We start from the raw sequence: 12,359 nt of genomic DNA, 5'->3' as shown, positions 1-12,359 counted from the left end.
TTTATTAAAAAAGGGATTCACTTTAAACAGTGATTCCCTTTTTAATTTATTCTATCTGAGATTCGATTACATTTTTTGTAGATTTTTCTACACATTTTTTCTTAAGAAAAGATAATTTAGTTTCAGCTACAATAATTGACGCAAAAATTATTATGCATCCAACTACCATTCTAACAGTTAATACTTCATGGAAAATTATCACAGACATTATTGTTCCAAATACTGCTTCTGTAGATAAAATTATGGCTGTTCTTGTTTGATCCACTTTTGACTGACATATTGTTTGCAATAAGAATCCAATAGCGGTAGAGAATATTCCTAAGTATAATGCTCCCATAAATCCTACTGACGTTGTATTAAAATTAGTTTCTCCCCTTGCTATTTGCATAATTAAAGACAATAAAAAAGCTACTACAAATTGTGTAACTGTTAGTACGTACGAATTATATTTTTTACTAAATTCTCCTGTCAAGAAAATATGAAAAGCAAAACTAATAGCACATAAAAATGTTAAGAAGTCGCCAAAATTAATACTAAAGTCAGCTTCTAAAGACAATACTGCAATTCCCACAAGTGCCATAAAACTACTCATAACACCGATTTTATCAAGCTTTTTTTTGTATAAAATAAAACCTATGAAAGGTACTATTACAACATTTACGGCTGTGATGAAAGCATTTTTTGAAACAGTAGTATAAACAAGACCTAATGTCTGTGTGGTAAATCCTACAAAAGAGAATATTCCAAGCAATGCTCCTGCTATTAAAGATTCTTTTGATATGTTTTCCTTGATTTTCTTATAAAATATTATTCCTAGCATTATACTTGCAATAAAGAACCTAAGGGTAATAGTTTGTATAGTACTAAGTCCCCCATCTAAGGCTAGCTTAGTTCCTATAAATCCACTTCCCCATATGATTGCTATTGCAAATAATCCTATTTCTCCTGAATATTTTTTCATTTAATCCCTCCCTCTTTATGTCTACAATTCTATCATAATCTAGTTAAGCTTATTTGTAAATCTATAATTAGTTTATGATGTATACACTAAATCTAAGCTTCCATTTTTGATAATACGGTAATAAAATTTTTTAATTTAAAACCCGACCAAGTAGACAGTTAAAATTGTCTACTCAGTAGGGTTAAGTCCAAGTTTTTTCCAATGCCTACTTAACAAATAACTGTTTATCTTTGATAATGAACACTTTCATAAATACATTATTTGTTTATATTCACATATAAATTAGACACATAAACATATCTATTATTGTATATAATCTTATGCCATCCTGTTTTTGCATCTGTTTGGACTATTTCTACCTTTGTTCCGCCATTTAAATAGCCTACTTTTTCATAACTTGTTGATGGTCCAATTCTTACATTTGCTCCTGATGTTGTTGTTCCTGGTGTTATTTTAGCTATATACAAATTAGAGGCATATGCATATTCATTATTATACTTTATCTTATGCCATCCTGTTTTTGCATCTGTTCCCACTATTTCTACTTTTGTTCCACCATTTAAGTATCCTACTTTGTCATAGCTTGTTGATGGTCCACTTCTTACATTTACTCCTGATGTTGTTATTCCTGGTTTTGTAGATTCTTTTTCTATGCTTACATAAATATTAGATATATATGCATATCCATTATTATACTTTATCTTATACCATCCTGTTTTTACATCTATTTCTACTATTTCTACTTTTGTTCCACCATTTAAGTATCCTACTTTGTCATAGCTTATTGATGGTCCACTTCTTACATTTATTCCTGATGTTATTGTTCCTGTTTTTATTACACTAAGTTCAGCATTAGTTTCTACTTTTAATGATAAAGAATATTTTCCGTATAAAGTTTTCCTACCAACCTTTTTATATGCTCTTACTTTATAAGTATAATATGTATTAGCTTTTAGATTAGAATCTGTATAAGAATTATTAGAATTTCCTGAAATTGTATTTAATAACTTATATGAACCAGTGCTATCGTCATACTTATAAATTTCATATCCATCTGAATTACTTACTTTAGTCCATGATAAAGCTAAAGAGTTTGTAGTTTTAGAATTTAAAGTTAAACCTGTAACTTTATCTGGAGTATTATTAACTATTTTAAATGAAGTTGTTATACTTCCAGTATAATCCCCAATACCTATAATTTTTACAGTGGCGCTACCTTCAGAAATATTATTAGAATAGCTTACCTGATAATCCTTACCTGATACTAACTCTTTTCCACTATAACTAACCTTTACGCTTGGTTTTATTTCTTTTACTGTATACTCTTGTTCACTTATTTTGCCTAAAGTAGCATTAGATAAATCTATTGCTTTAGTAGGTTTAGGTAATAAGAAAGTATAGTTCATATCAAAGTACTTTTGACTAGAAGAAGTACCAATACCTTCTATCGTACCATTATCAGTATATTGCCACATCATGTATTGCCTTGGGTATGTGTTTACAGAAGAATATTGAGCTATCCATAAATAGCTTGATGAAAGCAAATCATCCGAAAAATATCTACTTCCAAAGTCATCATTAGTATATAGTCCACCCAAATACCCTTGATTTTCAACATAATCTAAAAATGCATTAGACATATTTGTAGCTAAACTCTTTGTAACTGTTACACCTTGCTTTGCTGCATAGTCCACACTGTCATATTCAAAGTCAAAAAATACTGGATAAGAGATTTTATCTTTGTAAGGATCAATGGTTTCTACACATTTTTGTGCTTCTATCTTTGCTTGGGCACTAGTAGTAGCATAACTAAACCAGTAAACTCCAACTTCAACACCTGCATTTATAGCTCCTTTAATGTTTTCATGAAAATATGGGTCAACTGTAGAGGATCCGTAACCAGCTCTTATTATTGCGTAGTCAACACCACTTGCTTTTACTTTATTCCAATCAATTAAACCATTCCATTTACTTACATCGATTCCTAGTTGCGCTGAGCTTAAAGTGATATAAGTTCCTGAAACATACCCATATGTATTGTTATAAGATATTTTATACCAACTTCCACTTCTGTCTAAAACTTCCACATTAGTACCACTTGTTATTGTTCCTATAACTTCATAAGCAGTTGATGCTCCACTTCTAATATTTAAATTATTTGTATTAACCACACCTTGTCCAATAAGGTTTGGTTTAGTAATTGGCGTTACCTGTAAATTGGGTAATGCACGAGTTGTAGTATTAAGACTCATTTCATTTTGGCGACCCATGTTATAACTTGAGTTTTCTTCTAAGTCAGGTTGATAACAATTGTTATTAACAGCTACTTTGTCTGATAATGATTTCTCAGTAATTTGTACAGAATCTGTCTCTTGTGCATTTGCTATAATCATTACATTTTGAGAAACTATAGTAAATGATAATGATAGTGCAAGAAATGATTTTGTATATTTTTTCATATCTTCCCCCCATATGCAAGAAATACTTCTTACATATTTCATATAAATTTTCGACATTTTAATCGTATTTTCAACATATTCTAAATATATAATAAATTTCCAAAATAGTAAATAAGTTTGTAAATAATATATTAATTTACATGAAAAATTTTTCTCTAATTCCAAAAAATTATATATTTAGTAAACAAATGAGATAATTTATGACCCTAAATATAAAGAGAATGATTCACATATTATTTATGTGAATCATTCTCTTTATCTGATACCGCTATTTTATTTTTTTAAATGTTAATTTGAAGTATTATTATACTTCATTATTCTAATTGAATTTATAACTGCTATTAATGTTACTCCCACATCTGCAAATACCGCTTGCCACATATTTGCAAAACCTATTGCTCCTAAAAATAAGACTATAAATTTAATAGATAAAGCTAGTATAATATTTTGCCATACTATTTTCTCAGTTAATTGGGCAATATTTATACCATCTATTAATTTTGAAGGTTCATCATTCATTATAACCACATCTGCAGCTTCTATAGCAGCATCTGAACCTAGTCCACCCATTGCTACACCTACGTCAGCTACAACAAGTGCTGGAGCATCATTTATACCATCACCAACAAACACTAAAGTACCTCTAGAACTTTTTTCTTTATATAATTTTTCTACTTTTTCTACCTTTTCATCTGGTAATAACTCCGATTCAACATCATCTAAGTTTAGTTCTTTGGCTACATTTTGTGCAACTAATTTACTATCACCAGTTAGCATAACTAATTTTTTTACACCAAGTTTTCTAAGTCCTTTTATAGCTTTTTTAGAATCCGTTTTTATTTCATCTGAAATAATTATATATCCGTAGTACTTTGAATCTACTGCTATATGAACAACAGTACCTGTTTCCGTTACTTCATTATGATCAATCTTTTCTTTATTCATTAGCTTTGAATTTCCTGCTAATATTTTTTTATTTTTTATGATAACACTTAGTCCATGACCTGATATCTCATTGTAATCTTTTATATTATTTTTATCTATTTCTTTTCCATATGCCTTTACTATGGATATACCTATGGGATGATTTGAATAATACTCTGCATATGCTGCATATTCTAAAAGCTCTTCCTTAGATACATCAACGTTATTTATTTTTGTTACTTTAAATACTCCCTTTGTAAGAGTTCCTGTTTTATCAAATACCACAGTTTCAACATTGCTCAAAGACTCCAAATAGTTACTTCCTTTAATAAGTAATCCATTTTTAGATGCTGTCCCAATACCTGAAAAAAATCCTAAAGGTATGGAAATTACAAGTGCGCAAGGACAAGATACTACTAAAAATACTAATGATCTGTATATCCAATCAGACCATAAATTATTTTTTAATAATAAAGGTGGGATTATAGCAAGTCCTATGGCAATAATAACAACTATTGGTGTATAGTATTTGGCAAATCTAGTAATAAAATTTTCAGTTTCTGCTTTATTACTACTTGCATTTTCCACTAAGTTTAAAATTTTTGAAACTGTTGACTCTTCAAATATCTTACTTACTTTTATTTCTAAAACTCCATTATTATTTATTGACCCAGATAACACACTACTTCCTTCTTCAACTTTTACTGGTACAGATTCGCCAGTAAGAGCAGATGTGTTTAGCATTGACTTTCCCTTAATAACGTCACCATCTAATGGTATTTTTTCACCAGCTTTCACAATAATAATATCGCTTATTTTTACATCTTGTGGAGATACTCTTATGGTTTCATTATTTGCTTTTAAATTTGCATAATCTGGCCTAATATCCATTAATGATGAAATTGATTTTCTTGATTTATTAACAGCATAAGATTGAAAATTTTCTCCAATCTTGTAAAATAACATAACTGCCACTCCTTCTGCATATTGTTTTATAGCAAAAGCTCCTATGGTAGCCACAGACATTAAAAAATTTTCATCAAATATATTACCTTTGAATATATTTGATATCGCTTTTATAACCACATCTCCACCTAATAAAATATAACTTACAAGGAATAATATAAATTCCTCCCTTGGTGAAAGGTTTAGCATCATAGCTAAGAAAAAAATTATAGAACCTACTATTAGTGAACCTATTTGGCACCTTTTATATTTTTCTTCTTTACCCACTTCACTATCAACTTTATTATCTTCAACAATATTAATATTTGGCTCTACTTTTTTTATTATACCTTTAATACTATCTATAATAATTTCATCATTTTTACTCTTATCTATTTCCACTTCCAACTTTGATGATACAAAGTTTACTGACGAATTTAAAACCCCATCAATTTTTTTTACTTCAGATTCAATCTTACTTGCACAATCTATGTTTTTGAGCAATAAAATCATTTTTCGTGATGACATTTCTATAATGCTCCCTTCTATAAGTAATTATTAATAGTATTAATTAAATTCTATTAATAATGCAATTTATAAAATTTAAAACTAAAAAAGAGCATTTTAGATTCATGCTCTTCAAAATTTTTATAATTACTTACTATATTAAATTTAGTATGTTGCTGATAATAATTTCCTAAAGTGTTTTTTATTCATTTTAATTATGCTTTTTTTACCATCCTTAAATTCAACAGAAACTACTCTATATAATTCATAAGTATTGTTTGCTGTAAATCCTGCTACTACCCCCAAATACCCTAAAAGATAAATACCTATTATAATCCTAGCTATAATATCTATAATATTTTTGCCATATTCAGTATGTATAACTTCATACTTATTAATATTCTCACTTGATAAATCAATGCTCTGTTTATTATTTTCCAATACTAATTCACCTGAGTTTTTAGACAAACAAAGTAAAAAATTTTTATAGTCTCCCTTGATAACTAAATTGTTCATTAACATCCCCTTCTTTTAAATATTTGTACTTAATATTCCTATTAATTTTTTGAGTATTTATGTTCAATATATTTTAAAAGTAAAAACTCATTTACTAAAAAAAATTGGCTTCCTATAATTATATTTAAGTCATTGTCTAGCCTAGCTGCTTCATGAGTATAAAACTCAATACTTATATCACTAATTTTGGATAAAGTGTTGTTTCCGCTTCTACTTATGGAAATAACTTTTATACCCTTTCTTTTCAGATTTTCCGCAAAATCGTTTACAAGTTTATTTTCTCCTGACAAAGAATATAAAAATATTATGTCATCTTCTTTCATATATTTAGATATAGTTTTTAATTCCTCTTTGCCCTCTAGTACATTTACTAGCTCACCTATAGAAAGTAATGTTCTTTTAAGTTCTTTTACAGCATTATTTTGTACTTCCCCTGAACCATAAGCATAAATTCTGTTACATGTATCTAATAACTTACACACATCAGTAAAATCTCTTTCAACAAGTACATTCATAGTTTTATTAATATCATCAAAAACTTTTGTATATTCTATTTTATCAAAAACAGGAGTTTTATTATTTTGATTATCTAGTTTTAAATAAAATTTTAATTCGCTATAACCATTTAACCCTAGCTTTTGTGCAAATCTTAAAATAGTCGTATGAGAAACATTACAACTTGATGCCAGCTCCTGAATAGACATGCTTTCACATTTCTTTTTATTATTTAATATAAAGCTCCATATATGTTTATCGTTATCATTTAAATTTCTATAGTTATCACAAATTAATGTTTCTAATCGCATATCCATTTATCTATTCCTCTTTCCCATTTTTATATTCAACATATTTTAAGAATAAAATCTCAATAAGTATAAAATAAGATGTAACTGATTCATAACTCATTTCATTTATTGTTTCTAAAAAAGTAACAGATGATATATATAAGTTATAATCGCTCATTTGAGATAATGTATTTTCTTTTAGTTTAGTAATAGAGAGGATAGGTATATTTCTTACTTGCAGCTGTGATGCAAAGTCTATAAGAAATTTATTTTCTCCAGATACTGATATAATAATAAATAAATCCTGGGAATTTGCAAGGTTTAATGAAATATCAGACTCTTGATATCCGCTTAAATCATATAATATTTTCCCCGCTGTCATAAATATACGTTTAAGTTCTTTTTTTATGGATGCTTGTACCATTCCCACACCATAAATATATATGTTTCTTGCTGAGTCAAATTTTTCAAAAATCTCTGTACAGTCCTTATTTTTAATACTTTCAATTACTTTATTGTAAGTTGCACAGACCATTTCTGTTTGATCCATATTTTCTTTTGGTTCTTTGTTTTCTAGTTTTAAATATAACTTTAACTCGCTATATCCTTTTAAAGACAGTTTCTGAGCAAATCTAAGAATAGTTGTTCTAGATACATTACATTTAAAAGCCAACTGGTCGATGGCTAATTTATCACATTCTTTTTTATTTTTAGATATGTAGTTCCAAATATGGAAATCGTTATCGTTGAGTTGATCATAATATTTATTAATTAATTCTTCTAGTCTCATTATTTATCTCCATCTTTCATGCTATTTTACATGAAGTTTTGTTATAAATACAATTATATCTCAATTGTTAATTTTTTACCATTGAAAAAAGAGTGAAAAGGTATAGCAACTTTTCACTCTTTTTTTATTAATATACATTATTTATATTCTATCAATATACTTTTTCCTGCTTCTACTGATTTGTTTGTATGATAGTTTGATAGTCCATACCCATTTTGTTCTACAACAACCATCATTGTAACATCTTCTATATTTTTATCTTTTAGTAGTTGTCGGTTCACATTAACTAAATGTTGTCCTACTTTTATTTTATCACCTGTTTTACAAAGTGTTTCAAATCCTTCTCCATTAAGTTTAACTGTATCAAGACCTATATGAATTAATACCTCTATACCATCTTCATTTTTTAAACCTATTGCATGTTTTGTATCAGAAACTAATGTTACTTCGCCGTTACAAGGTGCAACTACAATATTTGATGATGGCTTTGTAGCTATTCCATCTCCTAACATTCTGTTTGAAAACATATCGTCATTTACATCAGATAAATCTATACTTGTTCCATCCATTATTGCGTAAAATCCTTTTACAGATTGGGTATCGTTTTTTTTCTTTCTACTAAATAATCCAAACATGTTATCCACTTCCTTAGTGTAATTCTGGCCAGTATTCTTTGTTTGCTTCTATTAAATCATCTAGTATTAACTTAGCAACTCTTGCACTTGGCACAGTTTTTGATAATGTTATTGCTTGCCATAATTTATTGTAGTTGCCTTCTATCCAAGCTTCTACTGTAAGTTTTTCCACACTTACTTGTTGTTCCATTAATCCTTTTTGGAATTGTGGTATAGCACCTTGGCATATTTTTTCGTATCCGTTTCTTCCTACTATACAAGGTATTTCAACCATTGCAGTTCTATCGAAGTTTTCTATTGCTCCTTCATTTTCAACAATTAAAAGGAATCTTTCGTTTGTGTTTTCTGCTAATGCGCAAGCTAAGTCAACTATATAAGTTGCATGTGCATCTGCTTCAAATCCTTCAACACCTTTACTTGTTCCTTTTTCTATTATATCATTACATATTCCAAATACATGTTTTTCTCTTCCATCAATAACTTCATTTGCTCTAGTGTACTCTTTGTTTGAGTGCTCTACTACGTAGTCTGGGTATAAATAGTATTTTAAATAAGTGTTTGGTATTGTACTTGGATCTACTGCGTAAACATCTTTAACTTTTGTGAAAGTTTCTCTCCAGCTTGCATCAACGTGTTGATTAGTATCAGATAATGCATCTGCAAATCCATTTACTGCAACGTGTTCTTTTATTTGTGGCATTAAATCATTTCCATCTTTGTCATGTATTTTGTGCCACCATCCAAAGTGGTTTAGTCCATAGTAACCAACTTGCATTTCTTTTCTTGATTTTAATCCACACATATGAGCCATTTTTTCTTCTAAGTCTATTGGCATATCACATATATTTAATATTTTTGAATCTGGTCTAAGTCTTCTTGTTGCTTCTGCTACTATTGCAGCTGGATTTGAGTAGTTTAACATCCAGGCATCTGGTGAATATTGTTCCATATAGTCAAGTATTTCTATAACTCCACCTATTGAACGCATTCCGTAAGCTATTCCTCCAGGACCGCAAGTTTCTTGTCCTAAAACACCATATTTTAGTGGTATTTTTTCATCCTTTTCACGCATTGCATATTTTCCAACACGAATATGTGCTAATACGAAATCTATGTCTGTAAATGCTGTTTCTGGATCTGTTGTATATGCAAACTCTATTTCTGGTGCATTTTCTTTTAAATATATTTCACAGGCTTTCGCTACTGTTTCTTGTCTCTTTGCATCGTTATCATAAAACTTTATTGATCTTATTGGAAATCTATCCATATTTTCTAATAGCATTAATACTATTCCTGGTGTGAAAGTACTTCCTCCACCTGCTACTGTAACTGAATATTTTTTATTGTTCATTTTTATTTCCTCCCCAAAGATTAGTTGTTTTTATTTATCTTATGATTCAATACTACACTTCCCAAAATATTATTACAATACGTTTTATTCCTTTAGGGAAAGGGTTTGTTCAAGTGTATTTTATAACATTTTCTGTGACAATTCACAGGCATTTATTATAAACAAATTAAAAAGCATGACTGAGTTGTCAAAAGGTCTGATTTATTTTTCCAAAATATAGTAATACATAATACATTATGGTATAATTCATGCAGAGCAAATCTAGTTAAAGCTAGAGACGCAAAGCTAAAGGGGCTAAAACAGTAATTCTGTCATGCCAGCCAGCTGCCGTCCTTCCAAAAGAAGCGGGCATATTAAAAAATATATTCAAAGGGAGTGGATGTTGTGAAAAAAGCTTTAGTAAGTGCCGTAGTTGTATCGTTAGTGCTAACTCCATTTACAGGTGCGGTTTACGCAAAGGAACATAATTCAAAAAAAAGCAGTAAGTATTCTAAACAAGACAAGGATTCTAATGGGATTCCTGATTGGTGGCAGTCAAAATACCATTTAGGTTTTGGCAAAGATTTAGCACTTAAGGATAAGGATAAAGATGGTTTAAATAATCTTGTCGAATATCAATTAAATTTAAATCCAATATCAAAAGATTCAGATAAGGATAAAATTACTGATGGTAATGAGGATAAGGACAATGATCGTCTAACTAATTCACAAGAATTAAAGGCAAAACTTAATCCTCTTTCTTCTGATAGCGACAAAGATGGGATTAAAGATTCATATGAAGATAATGATAAAGATGGATTAAACACAAAAGAAGAGTTTATTATTAGGACAAACCCTGTTTCCTATGATTCCGATAAAGACGGTATTAATGATGGAAATGAAGACAAAGATATGGATGGTTTAAATAATGAATCAGAATTTCTATTAGGATACAATCCTTTATCAGCAGATTCAGATAAAGATGGAATAAAGGATGGAAACGAAGATTTAGACAACGATGGAATAGTAAATAAACAAGAAGCAAGAAAAATGGAAATTGAAATCGTAAACAGTAAAGGTGAAAAACTTTCAATAAAATATGAATCATCTAAATATAAGTATCAAATTAAATATAAAATAAAAGATAAAATTGGTGTTGGTGATGTAAAATCGTTGCTTGATAATTTCATCATGACTCCAGATATGACAAAAGATGAAATCACTAACCAAATAAAACAATCATTTGGAATTAATGATATTATTAAGTATAAGCTTGAAGTTAAGTTTCAAAATGGGAAAAAAGTAAAGTCAGAATTTAAATATAAAAATAATAAACAAAAACAAGATGACGATGATCATTACAATGACGGTAATCGCAATGATAATGATGACGATAATCAAGATGATAATCATTACAATGGCGGTAATCACAATGATAATGATGACGATAATCAAGATGATGATCATTACAATAGCGGTAATCACAATGATAATGATGACGATAATCAAGGCGACAACGATCAAGATTAGATCAAAATAAAAGATACCCTTTCTCACAAAAGTGAGAAAAATGTATGACTAAGTCATAATTAAAGACTGATTTCTAAATTGAATAGGAATCAGTTTTTTTAATTCCACTGGCATCTAAAATTATTATAATAATCCACCATAACCTGTAATTCATCAAATATATTGCAACTTTTATAGACATAGATTATTCTAATTTATTTTCTTTAATTAGTTTTTGAAATGTTGAGCTAGTATAATAAGCTCCTTGGCCTGAATGAACAAATGCATCATTGTGCACCATCCTTTTTAGCCAAAATTTCTTCAGCAGAAAATATTTTTTACTCATAAAAATTCAACTCCTCTACAACTAGTTTACATAAAAATAGACCCTATACAAGTAAACACGTTTTTTCCGTGTCCACTGTATAGGGTCTATTTTATATATTAATTCTAATTGTAGCGAATAGACATATGCTAGCTAAAGCAATAACAACCAAGCTTCCTGAAATTGTCATTAAAAACCCACCTTTTAGTTTATCTTTAAAAGACTCTTTAATAGTTATATTGCAAACTTTAAGAGTTTTATATAAGATAAATCCAAATAGTATAACATACAGTATGTTTCTTAGTAATAGCTCAGCAACAATAAACATAACTAAGTTTGTAACTGCATATTTTACATCATTTGCTTCTATTTTTCTTTGAATAAATATTAATAAATAAGCTATAAATGGATTTATCATGGATATCAAGAATAATATTGTAAGTCTTGGATCTTGTTGTATCACCTGTGGTAGTGATAAACCTATTTGTGCTGAATTCATAGATAAATACATTAAACTCATAAAAGGTGATAATATAAGTAATATTTTTGCCACATTATAATACTTATTTAAAGAATTTACTTTATTTTGATCAACTTTTGGTTTATTATCTTTAACTTTGACTTTTTTAGCTTTAGTTTTTTTACTCTTGCTCATTACATCTCCTACTTTCGA

General features: G+C 28.8%; 10 protein-coding genes and 1 riboswitch. Of the genes, 1 reads left to right on the top strand and 9 read right to left on the bottom strand.

The window, feature by feature from the left end; genetic code table 11:
* Positions 1 to 46: 46 nt before the first annotated feature.
* The 8 genes from K0039_RS07860 to K0039_RS07825 form a co-directional block, all read right to left on the bottom strand.
* The gene (locus K0039_RS07860) at positions 47 to 961 is read right to left on the bottom strand and encodes a DMT family transporter (protein WP_228104499.1); all 915 of its coding nucleotides are present in this window, start codon (positions 959 to 961) and stop codon (positions 47 to 49) included.
* A 257-nt stretch (positions 962 to 1,218) separates the two neighbouring features.
* Complete coding sequence (locus tag K0039_RS07855) at positions 1,219 to 3,420, bottom strand: SH3 domain-containing protein (protein ID WP_228104498.1); 2,202 nt, start codon at positions 3,418 to 3,420, stop codon at positions 1,219 to 1,221.
* Between the two features lie 288 nt (positions 3,421 to 3,708).
* Positions 3,709 to 5,817, bottom strand: a complete 2,109-nt coding sequence (locus K0039_RS07850; RefSeq protein WP_228104497.1) for a heavy metal translocating P-type ATPase — start codon at positions 5,815 to 5,817, stop codon at positions 3,709 to 3,711.
* A 144-nt stretch (positions 5,818 to 5,961) separates the two neighbouring features.
* Positions 5,962 to 6,312 carry a hypothetical protein gene (locus K0039_RS07845; protein WP_228104496.1) on the bottom strand — a complete coding sequence of 117 codons (351 nt, stop codon included), beginning with the start codon at positions 6,310 to 6,312 and terminating at the stop codon, positions 5,962 to 5,964.
* A gap of 41 nt (positions 6,313 to 6,353) precedes the next feature.
* Complete coding sequence (locus K0039_RS07840) at positions 6,354 to 7,124, bottom strand: MurR/RpiR family transcriptional regulator (protein ID WP_228104495.1); 771 nt, start codon at positions 7,122 to 7,124, stop codon at positions 6,354 to 6,356.
* 4 nt (positions 7,125 to 7,128) lie between these two features.
* Entirely contained in the window at positions 7,129 to 7,887 is a 759-nt protein-coding gene (locus tag K0039_RS07835) for a MurR/RpiR family transcriptional regulator (RefSeq protein WP_228104494.1), read from the bottom strand.
* Positions 7,888 to 8,024: 137 nt separating this feature from the next.
* A complete protein-coding gene (locus K0039_RS07830) occupies positions 8,025 to 8,522 on the bottom strand; it encodes a PTS sugar transporter subunit IIA (protein ID WP_228104493.1) in 498 nt (165 codons plus the stop codon).
* Between the two features lie 13 nt (positions 8,523 to 8,535).
* Entirely contained in the window at positions 8,536 to 9,873 is a 1,338-nt protein-coding gene (locus K0039_RS07825; RefSeq protein ID WP_228104492.1) for a 6-phospho-alpha-glucosidase, read from the bottom strand.
* Positions 9,874 to 10,117: 244 nt separating this feature from the next.
* Positions 10,118 to 10,205: riboswitch (cyclic di-GMP riboswitch) on the top strand.
* Between the two features lie 52 nt (positions 10,206 to 10,257).
* Between K0039_RS07825 and K0039_RS07820 the strand changes: the two genes are divergently transcribed.
* On the top strand, positions 10,258 to 11,382 hold the full coding sequence (locus K0039_RS07820; RefSeq protein WP_228104491.1) for an MSCRAMM family adhesin SdrC: 1,125 nt from the start codon (positions 10,258 to 10,260) through the stop codon (positions 11,380 to 11,382).
* 416 nt (positions 11,383 to 11,798) lie between these two features.
* Here K0039_RS07820 and K0039_RS07815 read toward each other — a convergent pair whose 3' ends face one another.
* Entirely contained in the window at positions 11,799 to 12,341 is a 543-nt protein-coding gene (locus K0039_RS07815; protein ID WP_228104490.1) for a hypothetical protein, read from the bottom strand.
* Between the last annotated feature and the right edge of the window lie 18 nt (positions 12,342 to 12,359).

It is taken from the genome of Terrisporobacter mayombei, from assembly GCF_020748465.1.
GTDB lineage: Bacteria > Bacillota > Clostridia > Peptostreptococcales > Peptostreptococcaceae > Terrisporobacter > Terrisporobacter mayombei.
This window is presented reverse-complemented; position numbering and strand designations above follow the sequence as displayed.

Coding starts and splice junctions, on each gene's coding strand:
- K0039_RS07835 (WP_228104494.1), bottom strand. CDS start 7,887: ATGAGACTAGAAGAATTAATTAATAAATATTATGATCAACTCAACGAT.
- K0039_RS07830 (WP_228104493.1), bottom strand. CDS start 8,522: ATGTTTGGATTATTTAGTAGAAAGAAAAAAAACGATACCCAATCTGTA.
- K0039_RS07815 (WP_228104490.1), bottom strand. CDS start 12,341: ATGAGCAAGAGTAAAAAAACTAAAGCTAAAAAAGTCAAAGTTAAAGAT.
- K0039_RS07850 (WP_228104497.1), bottom strand. CDS start 5,817: ATGTCATCACGAAAAATGATTTTATTGCTCAAAAACATAGATTGTGCA.
- K0039_RS07860 (WP_228104499.1), bottom strand. CDS start 961: ATGAAAAAATATTCAGGAGAAATAGGATTATTTGCAATAGCAATCATA.
- K0039_RS07855 (WP_228104498.1), bottom strand. CDS start 3,420: ATGAAAAAATATACAAAATCATTTCTTGCACTATCATTATCATTTACT.
- K0039_RS07845 (WP_228104496.1), bottom strand. CDS start 6,312: ATGAACAATTTAGTTATCAAGGGAGACTATAAAAATTTTTTACTTTGT.
- K0039_RS07825 (WP_228104492.1), bottom strand. CDS start 9,873: ATGAACAATAAAAAATATTCAGTTACAGTAGCAGGTGGAGGAAGTACT.
- K0039_RS07840 (WP_228104495.1), bottom strand. CDS start 7,124: ATGGATATGCGATTAGAAACATTAATTTGTGATAACTATAGAAATTTA.